The sequence below is a fragment of the Sphingobium sp. 15-1 genome, from assembly GCF_013375535.1.
GTDB classification, from domain to species: domain Bacteria; phylum Pseudomonadota; class Alphaproteobacteria; order Sphingomonadales; family Sphingomonadaceae; genus Sphingobium; species Sphingobium aromaticivastans.
In genome coordinates, this window is sequence record NZ_JABXJG010000002.1 from 907,762 (window position 1) to 925,709 (window position 17,948).

General features: G+C 63.8%; 15 protein-coding genes. All 15 read right to left on the minus strand.

Features of this window, described 5'->3' with window-relative positions; translation table 11 throughout:
- Positions 1–4: 4 nt before the first annotated feature.
- The 15 genes from HUK72_RS20315 to HUK72_RS20385 all read right to left on the minus strand — a co-directional run bounded on the left by HUK72_RS20315 (position 5) and on the right by HUK72_RS20385 (position 17,849).
- Positions 5–2,485, minus strand: coding sequence for a CoA transferase (locus tag HUK72_RS20315; protein ID WP_218036186.1), 2,481 nt, complete (start codon positions 2,483–2,485; stop codon positions 5–7).
- A gap of 14 nt (positions 2,486–2,499) precedes the next feature.
- Positions 2,500–3,390, minus strand: coding sequence for an SDR family NAD(P)-dependent oxidoreductase (locus HUK72_RS20320; RefSeq protein WP_176598414.1), 891 nt, complete (start codon positions 3,388–3,390; stop codon positions 2,500–2,502).
- 59 nt (positions 3,391–3,449) lie between these two features.
- The gene (locus HUK72_RS20325; RefSeq protein WP_176598415.1) at positions 3,450–4,475 is read right to left on the minus strand and encodes an NADP-dependent oxidoreductase; all 1,026 of its coding nucleotides are present in this window, start codon (positions 4,473–4,475) and stop codon (positions 3,450–3,452) included.
- Complete coding sequence (locus HUK72_RS20330; RefSeq protein ID WP_176598416.1) at positions 4,472–5,662, minus strand: MFS transporter; 1,191 nt, start codon at positions 5,660–5,662, stop codon at positions 4,472–4,474. The genes HUK72_RS20325 and HUK72_RS20330 overlap by 4 nt, the downstream gene beginning before the upstream one ends.
- Positions 5,659–6,666: an NADPH:quinone oxidoreductase family protein gene (locus tag HUK72_RS20335; RefSeq protein WP_176598417.1), complete on the minus strand. Its 1,008-nt coding sequence runs from the start codon at positions 6,664–6,666 to the stop codon at positions 5,659–5,661. Before HUK72_RS20335 ends, HUK72_RS20330 begins: the two co-directional genes overlap by 4 nt.
- Positions 6,666–7,838: an acetyl-CoA C-acyltransferase gene (locus tag HUK72_RS20340; protein WP_176598418.1), complete on the minus strand. Its 1,173-nt coding sequence runs from the start codon at positions 7,836–7,838 to the stop codon at positions 6,666–6,668. Before HUK72_RS20340 ends, HUK72_RS20335 begins: the two co-directional genes overlap by 1 nt.
- A gap of 28 nt (positions 7,839–7,866) precedes the next feature.
- Entirely contained in the window at positions 7,867–8,319 is a 453-nt protein-coding gene (locus HUK72_RS20345; RefSeq protein ID WP_176598419.1) for a MaoC family dehydratase, read from the minus strand.
- Positions 8,316–10,358 (minus strand): 3-hydroxyacyl-CoA dehydrogenase NAD-binding domain-containing protein, encoded by a 2,043-nt coding sequence (locus HUK72_RS20350; RefSeq protein ID WP_176598420.1) that lies wholly within the window; start codon positions 10,356–10,358, stop codon positions 8,316–8,318. The genes HUK72_RS20345 and HUK72_RS20350 overlap by 4 nt, the downstream gene beginning before the upstream one ends.
- Before the next feature lie 10 nt (positions 10,359–10,368).
- On the minus strand, positions 10,369–11,166 hold the full coding sequence (locus tag HUK72_RS20355) for an SDR family NAD(P)-dependent oxidoreductase (protein ID WP_176598897.1): 798 nt from the start codon (positions 11,164–11,166) through the stop codon (positions 10,369–10,371).
- A gap of 13 nt (positions 11,167–11,179) precedes the next feature.
- The gene (locus tag HUK72_RS20360) at positions 11,180–11,959 is read right to left on the minus strand and encodes an SDR family NAD(P)-dependent oxidoreductase (RefSeq protein ID WP_176598421.1); all 780 of its coding nucleotides are present in this window, start codon (positions 11,957–11,959) and stop codon (positions 11,180–11,182) included.
- Between the two features lie 67 nt (positions 11,960–12,026).
- Entirely contained in the window at positions 12,027–12,809 is a 783-nt protein-coding gene (locus HUK72_RS20365; protein WP_087575710.1) for an SDR family NAD(P)-dependent oxidoreductase, read from the minus strand.
- A gap of 15 nt (positions 12,810–12,824) precedes the next feature.
- A complete protein-coding gene (locus HUK72_RS20370; protein ID WP_176598422.1) occupies positions 12,825–13,871 on the minus strand; it encodes a phosphotransferase family protein in 1,047 nt (348 codons plus the stop codon).
- Positions 13,872–13,922: 51 nt separating this feature from the next.
- Positions 13,923–15,206 carry an acyl-CoA dehydrogenase family protein gene (locus tag HUK72_RS20375; RefSeq protein ID WP_176598423.1) on the minus strand — a complete coding sequence of 428 codons (1,284 nt, stop codon included), beginning with the start codon at positions 15,204–15,206 and terminating at the stop codon, positions 13,923–13,925.
- Positions 15,207–15,244: 38 nt separating this feature from the next.
- Positions 15,245–16,960, minus strand: a complete 1,716-nt coding sequence (locus tag HUK72_RS20380; RefSeq protein ID WP_176598424.1) for a class I adenylate-forming enzyme family protein — start codon at positions 16,958–16,960, stop codon at positions 15,245–15,247.
- Positions 16,953–17,849 (minus strand): alpha/beta hydrolase, encoded by an 897-nt coding sequence (locus HUK72_RS20385; protein ID WP_176598425.1) that lies wholly within the window; start codon positions 17,847–17,849, stop codon positions 16,953–16,955. Before HUK72_RS20385 ends, HUK72_RS20380 begins: the two co-directional genes overlap by 8 nt.
- Between the last annotated feature and the right edge of the window lie 99 nt (positions 17,850–17,948).

The following is a 17,948-nucleotide window of genomic DNA, read 5'->3' on the forward strand; positions in this document are numbered from 1 at the left end:
TCGATCAGGCCAAGGCGTCCGCCGTCGCCAAGGCGTCGAGACGGTCCTTGCCGTAACCCAGAATCCCACGCAGCACGCGATCATTGTCCCGGCCATAGGGCGGCGCACAAAGCTCATAGCGCGCAGGCGTGCGCGACAGGCGGAATGGCGCAGCCTCGATCATCGCCGTGCCGGATAGGGGATGGTCGACCCGAACCAGATGTTCCCGCTCGCGCATTTGTGGATCGGCACCCATGCCGTAGATGGACTGGACGCGATGGGCAGGAATGCCGCACCGGCGCAAGCTTTGCTCCAGCCATTGCACATCCCGCGCTGCCGTCCAGTCCTCGACGATTGCCTCCAGATCGTCGACATGCGCCCGGCGCATTTGCGCGGTGGCGAAGCGCTCGTCCCGTTCCAGACTTGCGCCGCCCATCAGCAGGGCCAGATCGCGCCACTGCCCGTCATTCTCGACAGCGATGGCGATCCATTGATCGTCGCCAGCCGCCCGGAATACGCCATGGGGCGCCATCAGCGCGTCGCGATTGCCCACCGCCCCCTGTATCTCGCCTGTCACCGAGCAGGCCGCGATTTGCGGCGCCAGAAACTGCACGCCCGCCTCGACCTGGGATATGTCGAGATGGCACCCTTTGCCTGTCCGCCGCCGGTAATCCAGCGCGGCAAGCAGCGCCGCCAGACCAAAGCGCGGCGCCACAAAGTCTGTATAGGGCCCATAAGGACCGACCAGACGCCCGTCAGTTCCACCAACGATATATTGAAACCCGGAAAGGGCCGCGCCGTGGTTCCCATATCCCGAATAGCGTGCGTTGGGACCATCCTGCCCGGACAGGGATGTGCTCACCATCACCAGTTCGGGATTGATGGCACGCAGTTCTTCATAGGAAAGATTCCATTTGGCCATCTGGCCGGGCGTGAAGGATTCGACAAGGACATCGGCCCACCGGACGAGATCGCGAACGACGTCGCGCGCCGGTTCCTTGGACAGGTCGAGCGACAGTCCCAACTTGCCGGCGTTGCAGGTCTCGAACAGCGCGGATTGCTGCACGTCATATTGGCCGTGCGGGAACGGCCCCATGACGCGCGCGGTCTCGACCCGACGCGAGGATTCAACGCGCACGACCGCCGCGCCGAAGTCTGCCAGGGTGCGTCCCATCAACGGACCCGCGACCACCCAGGCAAGGTCGAGCACTTTCAGTCCCTCCAGCGGCCTGTCACTCATGTTGTGGGCGACGGCAGGAGCGGGCAGCGACCGCCTTCCGGCCAACCACTCGTCCCGGACTTCGGCGTCATGTTCGCCCAGCCGGGGAGCAGGACGGGGCTGCACAAATCCGTCAGGGCAGCCGCGGGCGAAAGCCCCCGGCATCCTGTAGGGCCCGAAGGGACCATTTATGGTGTCGATGAAGTCACGCGCCGCTAACTGAGGGCTTTCGGCCAGATCGGCAACCGTCAGGATCGGCGCTATGCGGACGCCGCGCTGGATCGCGACCCCGACCAGTTCGTCCTTGTGCCGCGTGGCGAGAAAGGATTGCACCCAGGCCCGAACCGCGTCGAGATCGGCCTCGCTGACGTCCCCGGCAAGGATCTTCTCGTGAAGCGTGCTCCAGTCCCAGTTGCTGAATGTCGGGTGGAACCAGCCCTCATCGCGCATCCATGTCATGAGCTTGTTGGATGCGGGACCGGCGGCTAGCCCGATGCCCAGATGCATCTCCGCCAGACCGTCCGACACTGTCCATTTGGACTTGCGCGTGATGGACCCGCTGCCGCTCAGGTCCACCACATGGTCGTCCCCCGCCTTCCTGCGCGGGACGAAATCCGCATGCGCTACTCCTTCGGCAAGGACCGCTCCGAGCGTGCACTGGGACAGGGTCTGCACGACCGCCAGATCGACATGCTGGCCCAGGCCCGTGCGCGTGCGGTCGGCCAGCGCGATCAGGGCCGCGCTGGCGGCCGTCGCTCCGGCATGCAGATAGGCTTGCGGCACGCTGATCCGCAATGGGCGGTCGTCATGCCCGCGCGTCAGCCAGAGAGGGCCGCCCGCTGCCCACAAGGTGATCTCACTGTCCGGCCAGTCGTGTTTGGAGCCTTCCAGTCCGAACGGCGTGATCGAAACATGGATAAGGTGCGGATGGCGTTCGGCCAACACGCGCGGATCGAGCCAGGACGGCCGCCCTTGCGCGGGCGTAAAGGACTCGATCAGCAGATCGGCCGATTGCAGCAAACGCTCCCATAGCGCCTCTTCCCGACCGGGATCCACGACGATGGACCGCTTGCCCGCGGCGTAAGTGGCCCAGAACAAGGATTGATCCCCGTCGGGCCAATCCGGCGCGAACGGCGCGAGCTGCCGGGCAGGATTCCCCCGTTCGGGTTCCACCTGCACGACGTCCGCGCCCATCTGCGCCAGCATATGGCCGGCCAGCAGCCCGCGGTGATCGCACAGATCGAGAACCCTGTAGGGCCTCAAAAAGCCTTCGCCATATCCCCTCATATTCGGTAGCGGCGTTACCGGACGAGCTCTTGCAGCCCGGCCACTTCCATGCGGTGCTGTTCCGGGCCGGACGCCGGCACATGCTCGCCCGCACGGTCACCGATCCTGTCCATCTGCGACAGGATAGCCGCCGCCATATCTTCTTCCTCGATCAGATAGGCGCCTCTGGTCATCGTCACATGCGCCCGTGCGAACCGGCCCGCGCCAGCGAGCATGATGGCACGGGTCGGCGCTTCTTCGGCGCATAAGGCGACGATGGCGGGGGCGACCATATCGCTGCCCAGACGCGCAAGGTCGCCGCTGTCGTAGAGGCCGCTGGTCATGCCCGTCGCCGCGCTGGGCGCCAGGCAATTGACATGGATGCCGTAGCGCTCCCCCTCGATCGCGAGCGTCTGCATCAGGCCGACCAGCGCCATCTTGGCCGCGCTGTAATTCGCCTGGCCGAAATTCCCGTATAGTCCCGACGATGAGGTGGTGAAGACCACCCGGCCATATCCCTGTTCGCGCATCAGGTTCCAGACGGCGTGCGTGCAATGGACCGATCCCATCAGGTTCACGTCGATCACGGCCCGAAAATCTTCGATGGTCGACTTTGCGAAGGTGCGATCGCGCAAGATGCCGGCATTGTTGACGAGGATGTCGACTTGTCCCCATCGCGCCACGATCTCATCGAGCATCCCGGTTACGCTGCCGGGATCAGCGACGTTGGCCGAACAGGCGATGGCCTGTCCGCCCGCGGCGACGATTTCCTGCGCGACCGCCTCGGCATCCTTTTGGGACAGGTCATTCACCGCGACCATGGCGCCATGCCGGGCCAGCGCGAGGGCGTGTGCACGGCCCAGGCCCTGGCCGGCGCCGGTCACAAGAGCGACGCGCCCGGAAAGCGAAATATGGGGAGCTATCATGAAGTCGTCCTTTCGATGGCTGCCTCCGCTGCCTGCGGAGGGCGAATGAACCTCGCCGGTCAAGGGCGCGCGTCCTCGATGTTGAGGCGAATGAGGGGCTTGCCCGCGAAACCACCGGCGAAAAGATCCTGAATGGCTTGCGGAACACTCTCCAGCCCGTCACGGATTTCCTGCCATGGACGAACGGTTCCGTCCGCGATCCATGCGGACATCTGCTCGCGAAAGGCACCCAGCAGGTCGGCACGGTCGGAATAGGGCAGATAGCCCTGAATATGGATACGCTGCGTCACGATGCGGTTGAGGTTGTGCATCGTTTCGGAGGCGCGCTCCTGATTATAGCTGCCGATCATTCCGCTGATCGCAAACCGCGCATTCGGGTTCGCGCTGGAGAGCGCGGCGTCGAGATGCTCGCCCCCCACATTGTCGAGGTAGATGTCGATGCCCTGCGGAGCCGCCGCCGCCAGCTTTTCCTCCAGCGAACCGGGGGATTTGTAATCGATCACCGCGTCGGCGCCGATCTCTTTCAACCGCTTGGCCTTGGCGCTGCCTCCAGCGGAGCCGACGACCTTCAGGCCGATGGCCTTGCCGATCTGCACGGCAGTGCTGCCGACCGCACCCGCCGCGGCCGACACGAACAGCGTCTCCCCGGCTTTGGCCTTCGCAATTTCGAACAGGCCAAAATAGGCGACAAAGCCGGTAGAACCCATGGCGTTCAGATAATGTTCGAGCGCGCCGGACGAGGGCAGCTTTTCGAAGCTCGATGCAGGCCCCTGCCCGTAATCGCGCATGCCGAACTGGTGAAGAACCCGGTCGCCGGGTTTGAAATCGGCGGAGCGTGACGCGATCACTTCGCCCACGGCCCAGCCCGGAATGGGATCGCCCAGAACATAGGGCGCAAGATAGCCGCGCGTCTCTGCCGACATCCGCACCCGCATGGCCGGCCCGACCGTGAGCCAGTCGTTCCGCACCCGAACCTCGCCTTCGGCAAGCGGCGCATCGTCAAAGTCGCGCAATTCGAACAGATCGCTGCTGGGGAGGCCTTCGGCCCTCCTCACGAGCGTCCACGCACGGGATTTGGTTGTCATGAAACGGGATTCTCCAGAATTTCAGGGGCCGAACGCGATCCGCGCTCGGCATAGAGGGTCAAGGCAGCGGCAATGCCAAAGCACATGAACGAGCCGTAGAAGGGCAGATCGGCGGATGACGGCAACAGGCCGGCGGCGATGATCGGCCCAGTGGCGAGGCCGGCAAACTGCATCGTGACCCACAGGACCGAAAGGCGTCCGCTGGGATCGATCGTGGCGACCAGCCCGGCGCAATAGGGCAGGATCAGCACCCAGCAGAACATGAAGACAAAGGCCGCCGCCGCGAAACTCGTCCGGCCGCTGTCGAACACAAAGATCAACACGGCGATGCTCAGGCCCGCCGCGCCAGCCGATATGGGCAGCCGCCGCCCCGCCCTGTCCCCTACGGCGGACACCAGAAGGCTCGCAGCGATGCCACCTATGGTTGCTAAGGACAGGGCGTTGGCAACCGCTTCGCCCGACATGTCGCGATCCAGCCCCAGCACGCCCACCAGCGGCCATGTAAGACCGACGCCGACCAGCAGAATGAAAGTCCCGAGCAGCGCGGACAGGCCATATCCATGGCCGGGCTTCGTAATTTTCTCCGCCTTGGGTTGAAGAGCCGCGACGCCTGTGGGCAACCAGCGAAGCAACAAAATGGCGAGCGTCGCCAGAGTGACGACCGACATGAAAAGCCATTGCGGATGTCCTATGGCACTAAGCCGGCTCAGTAGGGCCAGCATGACGGTCGTCGCGGTAAGATTTGCGGTGAGATAGATCGCAAAGATACGATCTGGTATCGGAGTGACCGCGATGCTGGCGGACAATATTCCCTGAAGCGCGCCAGCCGCCAGACCCGCGATGAAGCGGGCGACGATGAGCGTCAGGAAGGTCGTGGCATAAGCGGAAAGCAGATTTGCCAATATGATCAGAACCAGCCCGACAAGGGCCGCCTTGCGCCGGTCGAGCCTGCTCAGCCATGCTGCCACGAAAAGGGTCGTTACCGTCGTCCCGCCCATCTCCGAAGAGGTGATGAGCGCGATCTCGCTGTCGGTCAGGCCGATATTCGAGGACATGCCGGCGAGCAGCCCGGGCATCGCAACGATGATGGCGGCGCTTGCCAGCCCTGTCAGGACGATGGACATCACCGGCAGAACCCCGATCGCTCGGGGCGCGGACATGCCCAGGACGATTCCGCTGTCCATCATGCGTCCATCGTGACGATGACTTTCCCGACCGCCGACCGGCTTGCGAGCCGGGCAATGGCCTCGCCGCCTCGGGCGAGAGGAAAAATCTGATCGATCTTGGGCGCGATGCGGCCCGCCGTCCACCAGTCGATCAATTGCAGGATATTGCGCCGGTTATGGTCTGGCGCGCGCTTGGCGAAGCCGCCCCAGAAGATGCCGCGAATATCGCAGGATTTGAGGAGCGGCAGATTGAGCGCTATCTTCGGTATCCCGGCCGGAAAGCCGACGACCAGATAGCGGCCTTCCCAGGCAATGCAGCGGAGGGCCGGCTCGGCATAGTCGCCACCCACGGGATCGTAGATGACATGCGCGCCCTCCGGTCCCACCCGTTCCTTGAACGCCAGCCCCAGAGCGCGCGCCTGCTCCTTGTCGAACGGCGCGCGGCCATAGACCATGACGTCGTCGGCCCCGGCGGCAAGGACCACCTTCGCCTTTTCCTCGCTGGATACGGCAGCGACGACGCGCGCGCCCATGACCTTGCCGATTTCGATGGCCGCCAGCCCGACGCCGCCCGCCGCCCCCAGCACCAGAAGCGTCTCACCCGCTGTCAGATTTCCCCGATCGACGAGCGCATGGATCGTGGTGGCATAGGTGAGCAAAAGCCCGGCAGCAGCGACGGGATCTTGCCCTGCGGGAATCTTGAACGCGTCAGCCGCATCGAACACGGCATATTCGGCAAGGCCGCCGCTGGATTGAGCAAGAGTCGCGATCAGACTGTCGCCCTGTCGCCAGCCCGTCACGCCCTCGCCCATCGCATCCACGATGCCCGAAACCTCGACACCCGGCGCGAAAGGCCGTGGCGGCTTGAACTGATATTTGTCCTCGATGACCAGAACGTCGGGGTAGTTGATGCCGCAGGCCAGCACGCGCACGCGCAACTCGCCAGGGCCGGGGTCCGGCACCGGAATATCGGACAGCCTCAGGGATTCCGGGCCGCCCGGTTCGATGGAAAGCAAGGCTTTCATCACAGAACCTCGAACAGGCCGGCAGCGCCCATGCCGCCCCCGACGCACATCGTCACCACGACATGGCGCGCCCCGCGCCGACGCCCTTCGATCAGAGCGTGGGCAACCAGACGCGCGCCCGACATGCCGTAGGGATGGCCGATGGAAATCGCCCCGCCGTTCACGTTCAGCCGGTCTTCCGGGATGCCCAGCCTGTCCTGACAATAGATCACCTGGACGGCAAAGGCTTCGTTGAGTTCCCAAAGGCCGATGTCGTCCATGGTGAGGCCGAAACGCTGGAGCAGCTTGGGAATGGCGAACACCGGGCCGATGCCCATTTCGTCAGGTTCCGTGCCCGCAACCGCCATGCCGACATAACGGCCCAGCGGACGCAGCCCGCGTTCGGCAGCGAGACCGGCGTCCATGACGACGACAGCCGCCGCACCGTCGGACAACTGGCTCGCATTGCCCGCCGTTATCGTGCCGCCTTCGACCACGGTCTTGAGCGCGGCCAGTCCTTCGGCGGTCGTTTCGGGCCGTGCGCCCTCATCCTTGGTCAGCGTGACGAGCTGGGACGACACCGCGCCGGTGGCCTTGTCGCGCACCGTCATGGTCGCTTCGACGGGCACGATCTCGTCATCGAACGCGCCATTCTGCTGCGCGGCCGCCGTGCGCTGCTGCGACCGCAGCGCATAGGCGTCCTGCCGCTCACGCCCGATGCCATAACGCCGCGCGACGGTTTCGGCGGTTTGCAACATGGGCATGAACATGTCGGGCACCATCGCCACCAGTTCGGGATCCTCATCGATCCTGAGCGCGTCTGTCTGCACCAGCGAAATGGATTCGACGCCGCCCGCCACGATCACCTTCATCCGGTCGACCATGATCTGCTTGGCCGCTGTGGCGATTGTCATGAGACCGGAAGCGCATTGCCGGTCGAGCGACATGCCCGCGACGGTGACAGGCAGTCCGGCACGCATCGCGGCGGTTCGGCCGATGGTGGACTGATAGCCCTGCTGCAACGATGCGCCCAGCAGCACATCGTCGATTTCGGCCGGATCTATGCCGGCGCGGGACACCGCCGCCCGGATCGCATGAGCAGCAAGGGTCGGCGACGGTGTCGCGTTGAACGCACCGCGATAGGCGCGCCCGATGGGAGTCCGCGCGGCTGACACGATAACGGCGTCCTGCATTATAAATCTCCTAGGCAGACCCTTATGGTCACACAAAAAACTGGGTTACCCACGTCGCCACGACAGCGGGCTTTTCCTGCCCCTCGACTTCCACGCAGATGTGCTGCGTCTGCTCGAAGTGGCCGGGGTTCTTCTCTTTCACGCTCCTGAGCGTCGAAACCGAACGGATACGGCTGCCGGCCTTTACCGGCGACACGAACCGCACGCGGTCAAAGCCGTAATTCACGCCGACCTTGATGTCCGGCAATCGTGCCGCCGTGGTCTTTTCCTCAAGATAGGAAAGCAACGACAGGACCAGAAAGCCGTGCGCAATGGTGCCCCCGAAACGGGTCTCGCGCGCCCGCTCCGGATCGACATGGATATGCTGCCAGTCCATCGTCGCATCCGCGAACCGGTCGATCATCGCCTGATCAACCGTCAGCCAATCCGAATGGTGCGTGACCCCGGTATCGGCCTGCAAGAGCACCAGCATGTCGCTCATCCGGCGTTCGCCTCGTCGAGCGACCGGCCACTGCGCGCAGCATCGACCAGAAGCGGTGACAGCGAGAAGTCGTCGCCCAGCCGATCCGCATAGCGCTCAAGGTCGGCAACGACGGTGGCGAGGCCGACCTGCTCCGCCCAGAACATCGGTCCGCCGGTATGTCGCGGCCAGCCATAACCGTAGATCCAGACGACATCGATGTCCGATGCACGCTGGGCGATGCCCTCGCTCAGAATCTTGGCCCCTTCATTGACCATGACGTGCATGGTGCGAACCATGATTTCCTCGTCGGAAATGGCGCGCGGCGTCACGCCGGCCTTCGCCCGGAACGCGTCGATGATCCCGCTCGCGACCGGGGAGGGAAGATGACGGCGCTTCTCGTCATAGTCGTAGAAGCCGCCACCGGCCTTCTGCCCCCAGCGGCCCACGGCATTGAGCGCGTCACGCAGGCTTTCGATACGGGTGGGGTCGCGATGCCAGCCGATGTCGACGCCGGCGAGGTCGATCATCTGTAACGGCCCCATCGGCATGCCGAAGGCGACCGAGACACGGTCGATCTGATCGGGCGTCGCACCTTCCAGCAGCATCTCCATCGCACCCTCCAGCCGAGGGTCCAGCATCCGGTTGCCGATGAAGCCGAAGCACACGCCCGATACCACCGGCACCTTGCCGATCTTGCGCGCGATCGCCATGCCGGTGGCCAGCACGTCCGGCGCGGTCTTGTCGCCGCGCACCACTTCGACCAGCTTCATGATATTGGCAGGTGAGAAGAAATGCAGGCCGACAACGTCCTGCGGCCGCTTCGTCGCCTGCGCGATTTCATCGACCGACAGGTAGGATGTGTTGGAGGCTAGGATCGCGCCCTGCTTGGCGATGCCGTCGAGCCGCGCGAAAATCTCCTTCTTCACGTCCATATTTTCGTAGACGGCCTCGATGATGAGATCGCAGTCCGAAAGGGCGTTGAAATCCAGCGTGGGCATAAGCAGCGCCAGCGCGCCCTCGACCTGCGCGCTGGTCATGCGCCCCTTGGCTGCGGTGGCCTCATAATTTTTGCGCATCAAGCTTGTGCCGCGGTCGAGCGCTTCCTGGGCCATCTCTACGATCGTGACCGGAATGCCGGCAGACAGGAAATTCATGGAAATTCCGCCGCCCATCGTACCTGCGCCGATCACACCGACTTTTGCGATGGACCGCAACGGCACATCCTTGGGCTGGCCGTCGATCTTGGCGGCGGCGCGCTCGGCAAAGAACGCATGGCGCAACGCCTTCGATTGCGCGCCGTCCATCAACCGATGAAAAAGGCTCCGCTCCTTCTCCTGCCCCTCGGCAAGCGACAAGGTGGTCGCCGCCCGGACGGCCTCGATGCAGGCCTGAGGCGCGTCGAGACCCTTGATCTTGCGCGCATTCTGTTCCGCGAACCGGTCGAACTCGTCCCCCTCGAAGGAGACGGCACGCTCGCCGGTGGGACGCGGCCGGTCGATCGTCGCGGCGTAAGCGATGGCGTCTTCCACCAGGCTTGCCTCCGGCACGACCTTGTCCAGAAGACCGATTTCCAGCGCCTTGGTCCCTGAAATGGGGCTACCCGAAACGATCATGTCGAGCGCCGCAGGGATGCCGACGAGGCGGGGAAGGCGCTGGGTGCCGCCGGCACCGGGCAACAGACCCAGCGCGACTTCGGGTAGCCCGAGCTTCGCGCTCGCAGTCGCCATGCGATAGTGCGCGCCCAGCGCGACCTCCAGCCCGCCGCCCAGCGCGGAACCATGGATGGCTGCGACGACAGGCTTGGCACTGGCTTCGATCGCGTCGATCACCACCGCAAGTCCCGGCTCGGCAAGCGGCTTGCCGAACTCGGTGATGTCGGCGCCCGCGCTGAACATCCGCCCTGCCCCGTGGATCACCACGGCGGAAACGCCATCGTCGGTCTGGGCGGCCTGCACCGCCTGATAGACTCCGCGCCGGACATCCTCGGACAGCGCATTGACGGGCGGATTGCCGATCTTGAGTTCCAGAACAGTGCCGTGGCGATGAGTCTCGATCATAATATCTCTCTCAAAAAATGGTCTCGCCCAGAGCGCTGGGTCGGGCGAAGGGGTGAGAAGTCGAAAGCCCTGCATCCACGACCAGGGCGTGCCCGTTGACGTAGCTGGCATCGTCCGATGCGAGAAAGGCGATAGCCTGAGCGATTTCGGCCGGATGTCCGCCGCGCCGGAGCGGGTTGAGCTTGCCGATCGACCCCTCCCGGCCCTTGGCGCGCGCCTTGTCATACAGGTCTTTGGTCATGCCGCTTTCGATGAGGCCGGGGCAGACCGCGTTGACGCGAATGCCCGATCCGGCAAGCTGCTGAGCCGCGATCTGCACGAGGTTCATGACGCCCGCCTTCGATGCCGAATAGGCCGGACCGCCCGCCCCCGCGCGCAGCGCCGCGACCGAAGCGGTGCAGACGATGGAGCCGATCCTGCCGGTATCCAACATGGTCCTGGCGCCAAGCCGGACGGCCAGAAACGGACCGATCAGGTTGATGCGCAACACCTGTTCCCAGCTTTCGACACTCTGGTCGAACAATCCGGCTTCGCCGCCCGTCACGCCCGCGTTCGCGCAGACGATGTCGACGCCGCCGAAGCGGCTTGTTGCCAGCGAATACATCGCCAGCACATCCTCCTCGCGTCCAGCGTCGCCCTGCATCGTGATGATGGCGTCATCCCCAGCAAAGCTGTCCGCCAATGCCGGGCTTGTATCGAACGCGATCACCTGCGCGCCTTCATTTGCGAACAGACGCGTTGTCGCGGCGCCGATGCCTGAGGCCGCGCCAGTAACCGCCACAACTTTATTCGTGAAGCGCGCCATGATTTTGATCCTGTATTCACGCCACCGGTGCGATGGTCATGCCGCCGTCCACGACGATGGCCTGACCGGTCACATAGGAAGAGGCGTCGGATGCAAGGAAAAGGGCGGCTCCCGCCATTTCTCCCGGCTCCCCGATGCGGCGCAGCGGGATTTGCTGGCTGAACGCCTTCTCCTTTGCGGGATCTTCCCACAGCGCCTTGGCGAAATCGGTCCGTGTCACGCCCGGCGAGATGGCGTTGACCCGCACCTTGTGGGGTCCAAATTCGACGGCCAGATTGCGGACCATTGCCAGATCCGCCGCTTTCGACAGATGATAGGTGCCGATGGTGTCCGAACCGATATAGGCGCCGATCGACGAAACGATGACGATCGATCCCGATTTGCGCTCGATCATGGACGGCGCGACCGTCTGCGCCAGCCAGTGGTTCGACAGGATGTTGTTTTCCAGAATTTTGCGGAACTGGTCGTCGTTGATACCCAGAGTGGGGCCGTAATAGGGGTTGGACGCCGCGTTGCAGATCAGGATATCGATCGGGCCAAGTCTCTCCTGGGCGTTCTTGACCAGCGCCTCAAGCGCCGCCTTGTTCGAAATGCTGGCTTCGATGGCGATTGCGCGCCCTTCGCCGCAACACGCGTTGATGGCAGCCGCCACCTCGTCGCAGGAAGCCTGTTTGCGGCTGGAAATGACAACGCGAGCGCCCGCGTCGGCCAATGCCTCAGCGATGGCGCGGCCAATGCCCCGCGACGATCCCGTCACGATTGCGACCTTGCCGCTCAGGTCAAACAATTTGCTCATATTTCATTCCTGACTTCCTGTTGCGGCGTGCCGCATTCCATCTGCCGCCGATCCGCGTCGACCGGTATCAAAGCCTCGCCGGGCCTATCGCCATGCCGCCGTCGATGAGCAGCGACTGACCCGTCATGAAGGCGCTGGCCTCGGCCGCCAGATAGACAGCCGCACCTGCCATTTCGCCCGGCACGCCAATGCGGCACAGGGGCGTGCGCTTGGTTACCTGCTCGACACCAGCCGGGTCTTCCCAAAGCCGCTTCGCGAAATCCGTCTTCGTGATGCCGGGCGAGATCGCGTTCACCCGAATGCTGTGCTTGCCGAGTTCGACCGCGAGGTTGCGAACCATCTGGAGGTCGGCGGCCTTTGACACATGGTAGGTGCCGATCATGCCGGACCCGAGATAGGCGCCGAGCGAAGCGACAATGATGATCGAACCGGCCTGCCGCTCGATCATTCCAGGCGCGACAAGCTGGACGAGCCACTGGTTGGAGAGAATGTTGCCGTTGATGATCTTGTGGAATTCATCGTCCGGAATTTCGAGCGTCGGTCCATAATGCGAACTGACCGCCGCATTGCAGACCAGAACGTCCACCGGCCCCAGCCGCTTTTCCGTCTCCGCGACCAGCGCCCGCAGATCGTCCTTCACCGCAATGTCCGCCGCGATCGCCACCGCGCATGTTTCACCCAGATCCGCGTTGATCGCCGCGGCAGCCTCCTCGCACGCATCCAGATTGCGGCTGGATATGACGACTTGTGCACCCGCATTGGCCAGCGCTTCCGCGATCGCGCGCCCGATACCGCGCGACGACCCTGTCACGATGGCGACCTTGCCGCTGAGGTCGAACAGATTTTTCATATCACTCTCCAATCTTTACGGTTCGAGGGCACCAGCCAGCCGGGCCTGTTCCCAGCCAAGCCGCGCCATCGGCACGAGCTTCGCTGCGGCCGTTTCCGCCTCGAGGCTTGAGGCTGTGCCGTCGATAATGCGTTTGCGGATCCCCTGGATGATCCCGACGATCCGGAAGAGGTTGAATGCGAAATACCAGTGGGGGTTCGCGATGCGCGGCCGCCCGCTTATCGCGCAATAAAGGTCGGTAATCTCTTCGAGCGAGGGAATGCCCGCCGCCTCCAGATCGACATTGCCAAGAGCCGCAAGACCATCGGCAGGCATCAACCAGTGCGCCGCGAAATAGCTGAAATCCGCCAACGGATCACCGATCGTGCTCAATTCCCAGTCGATGACCGCCAGCACCTTCGGCCCTGACGGCTCGAAAATCAGGTTGTCCAGCCGATAGTCGCCATGAATGATCGTCGACGCCGTCTGCTCGGGCACGGTTCGGGCAAGCCATTCCATCAGCTTTTCGACTTCCGGCACATCCTCGGTTTGCGAGGCGCGATATTGGCGGCTCCAGCGCGCCACCTGCCGCTCGAAATAATTGCCGGGCCGGCCGTAATCCGTCAGGCCGACCCGCGCCGGATCGAACCGATGCAGCCGCGCCAGCGTTTCCACCATCTGCTCATAGATCGCCCGGCGCGCCGCTGGAGTTTCATCGGGCAGCGCACCGTCCCACAGTGTCCGCCCCTTGATCCGCTCCATGACGTAAAATGCCGATCCGATCACCGCGCCGTCCTCGCACAGGGCGATGGGACGAGGCACGGGAAAGCATTCGGGATACAGCGCGCTCAGCAGCCGAAATTCGCGGTCGACGGCATGGGCGGAGGCCAGCAAGGCGCCCGCAGGCTTGCGACGCAGCACATAATGCTGCGTCGCCGTGTCGAGCGCAAAGGTCGGGTTCGATTGGCCGCCCGCGAATTTGTCGAGCTGGATCGGCCCCTCGAACTCCGGGACGTGGTCCTGCATCCACCTTGTCAGCTTGCCAATGTCGATGGCATTGTCGACGATTGCCGGTTCAGACATTGCGGTCATCCCGACTTGCCCTGAGGCGAGGAGAGGCGAGCACTCCCGGCATCAGCGCGCAGCCCCTACATCGCCGCTCGACAAGCTGTCACCCGTCACATCCTTGTATTTCTTGAACTCCGCCCGCGCGATGGCGCGCGCATGCACTTCGTCGGGACCGTCCGCCAGCCGCAGCGTGCGGGTGTTCGCCCAGTCGAAGGCGAGATCGAAATCGTCGCACACCCCCGCGCCGCCATGCGCCTGAATGGCGTCATCGAGGATCTGGCACGCCATCATCGGAGCCTGGACCTTCAGCATCGCGATCTCGACCTGCGCGCTCTTGTTGCCGGCCTGGTCCATCATGTCCGCCGCCTTGAGGCAGAGCAGCCGCGTCATTTCGATGTCGATGCGCGCGCGCGCAATGCGTTGCTCCCATACCGACTGGCTCGCGATCGGCTTGCCGAAAGCCTGCCGCGACAACAGGCGGCTCGCCATCGCTTCAAGCGCATTCTCAGCCACGCCGATGGTCCGCATGCAGTGATGGATGCGGCCCGGCCCGAGCCGTCCCTGCGCGATTTCGAAACCGCGTCCTTCGCCCAGCAGCATGTTGGTCGCGGGAATCCGCACATTGTCCAGCACGACTTCGCCGTGCCCATGCGGCGCATGGTCGTAGCCATAGACGTTGAGCATGCGCTTGATCTGCACGCCCGGCGCATCCATCGGCACCAGGATCATGCTTTGCTGGTGATATTTGTCGGCATTGGGATCGGTCTTGCCCATCACCACCGCGATCTTGCAGCGCGGATCGCCGGTGCCGGTCGACCACCATTTGCGGCCGTTGACGACATAATGATCGCCATCACGCCGGATCGACGTCTGGATGTTGGTGGCATCCGAACTAGCAACGTCGGGTTCGGTCATCAGGAAGGCGGAACGGATTTCCCCGTTCATCAGCGGGCGCAGCCACTGTTCCTTCTGCTCCAGCGTGCCGTATCGGTGGAGCACTTCCATGTTGCCGGTATCGGGCGCGGAGCAGTTAAATATCTCCGAACCCCAGAATACCCGACCCATCTCTTCGGCGCACAGCGCATATTCGAGGTTGGTCAGTTGCTCGCCCTCGAACACAAAGCTGTTGTCGACATGTTCCTGGCCCGAATGCGGGGGCATGAAGAGGTTCCACAAGCCCGCCTCGCGGGCCAGCGGCTTCAGCTCCTCGATGACCTGCATCACCTTCCAGCGGGGTTCGGCCGCGACTTCGGCTTCGTAATCGGCAAGGCGGGGCTTGACGTTGGTCTGGATGAACGCGCGCACGCGATCACGAAAGGAAGTCTGGCGGGCGGTAAGTGCGAAATCCATTGTTTATTCCTTAAATAATGCCGTGTCGTACCGCGATGTCAGTCCTGCATCGCATCGGAGAGAAGCAGCGTGCGCACTTCATTTTTCATGACCTTGCCATTGGCGTTGCGCGGCAACGGCTCGGCGTGGAAGCGGATCACCACCGGGATTTTGAATGCGGCCAGCCGTTCGCGCAGCCAGAGCTTCAGCTCATCCTCGCTGACTTCATGGCCTTCCGCGATCAGGCACATCGCGCCGGGTTCTTCGCCCAGCCTGTCATGCGGCAGAGCGACCACCGCCGCATCCGTGACGGCGGGATGGCTGAACAGGGCGTTTTCGACCTCGACGGCGTAGATATTCTCGCCACCGCGGATGATGACGTCCTTGCTGCGGCCGACGATCGTGCAAAAGCCTTCCTCGTCCAGCCGGGCCAGATCGCCCGTATGCAGCCAGCCATCACCGAAGGTCGCTTCGGTGGCCTCGGGATTCTGCCAATATCCCATCACGATCTGCGGTCCCCGAACGCATAATTCCCCGATCTCGCCAATGGGCAGTGCCTCGCCCGCCTCGTTGACGACGCGCAGGTCGTCGACTGGAAGCGGCGGTCCGCAACTGTCGGGCCGGTTCAGATAGTCTTCCGCACTATGCCCGGTAATCGTGCCGGACGTTTCTGTCATGCCCCAGCCATTATAGGGCACGGCCGACAGTTCCCGTTCGATCAGGAAAGGCAGATCCGGCGCTGCCGGTGCACCGCCATAGGGGACATAATTGAGCGAACTGAGATCGAACCGGCTCCTCTCAGGAGAATCGATCAACTGCCACGCGATGGTCGGAACGCCGCCCGCCGATGTGATCCGCTCACGCTCGATGAGCGCCATCGCTTCGACCGCGTTCCATTTGTGCATGAGCACGACCTTGCCGCCGCATGCGAAGGCTGACATCAACAGCGCGGCACAGCCGGTCACGTGGAACAACGGGATCGTCATCAATGTGACCGATGGCGTAGGCTCGCTGGCCGGCTCGCCCCGGCGCAACGCGCCGCGCTGGGCGATGAAATCGATCGCCACCAGGCCCGAAAGCATGTTGCGGTGGGTGCCCAGTGCGCCTTTCGGCCGACCCGTCGTCCCGCTGGTGTAGAAGATCGTCAGCGGATCGTCGGGGTTCATCTTCACGTCCGGCAGCGGCAGTTCAGGCAGCAGACCATAGTCCGCGACCGCGCCGATGATGGATTCAAGCGAGACGATGCCGGGACGGGACGAACGAGAGACGATCATTTTCAGGCGATCCGCAAGCGCCGAACCGCCGCTTGTCACGCGTTCAAAGCGTTCGTCATCGCAGATGAGGACGGTGGAGCCGGACTGTTCGAGCGCATAGCCCAGTTCCTCTCCCGTCCACCACGCGTTGAGCGGCACGGCGATCGCACCGCAAACCGTCGCCGCGAACAGCACCACCGGCCATTCGGGAAGGTTGCGCATCGCGATGGCGACGCGATCCCCCGGCTTGACGCCCTCACGGACGAGATGGTCCGCCAGCGTCGCAACGGCGCGGAACCAGCCATCATAAGTGACGCGCTCGTCGTTGAGGACCAGGAATTCCCGCTCGCCATGTCTGGCCCGCACCTGCTTTGCCAGTTCAGCGACGTTGGCAGGCAGGCTCGCCCATGTCCGCAATTCGCGGCCGTTGATGATGGCCGTGCGGATTTCGAAGCGCGAACCCGGAACGCAGAGTTGCGCTTCTGCCTCCTTCAGCGTCATGGCCGGCCAGGATTTAGTCATTCTGCGCTCCTACGCTTGCAAGTTTATCGACCGGAGCCGCCTCGACATCTCCCAGAAACGCGGCGATTTCATCCACTGCGCGACACGCTGCCGACAGTTCCTGCGGAAAGAGGTGGAAGGCATGCGGCAGGTGCGGCCAGATGCTGAGATGAACCGTCACCGCCAGCCGCCAGAGCGCGGCGGCAAAGGCGACATCCTGATCCCGCAGATATTCGTCGGATGACGCCTGAATGATGGTCGGCGGGAATCTCTCAAGGACATCCAAAGGGGCTGCGGCAGGCGAAACCAGTGGATCGTCCACTGTCGTAACGCCCTGAAGATACAGCTCAGCGATCCTGGTCTGCGTCGTCGGCTCGCATGTCGGATCATCGGAACCCGGCGGCATCCGGTCAGGTGGACGGAAATCGACGACGCCCGACAGGAGGGCCAGCGCATCGGGCAGCCGGGCGTTGCGGGACAAAAGGTCGATCACGAGCGCGGCGGAGAGATTGCCGCCCGCGCTATCGCCCATCAGGGCGACGGTGGCGGCCTCCAGCGGGCCCGCCGGCCCGTTGGAGCACGCATGGGCGTAAGCCCGCCCGGCATCCTGAAGACCCGCCGGAAACGGATGATCGGGCGCAAGGCGATAGTTGACCGCAAACACCGCGCGCCCGGTCTTTCGCGCGATAAGATCGATCAGATGGCGGTGCGTGTCTATCGACCCGGCGAACCAGCCGCCGCCATGGATGTAGACGATATGGTGGCCGGACTTCGCCTGCGGCGGGACGAACCATTCGCCCGAACAGGTGCCGAGATCGACGAGCGTCGTGGAGCATCCGAAGTCGCGCTCGGCACCTGTCCGACAGTAATTGTCCATCACATAGCGCATCGCGACCGCAAGATCATCCATGTCATCCGAGCGCGCGATCAGGCCTGCTATATGGTCTTTGACTATTCGGGCCTGCGCCACGCTCGGATGTTCGGTCGGCATCGGTTTGCTGTCGTTTCT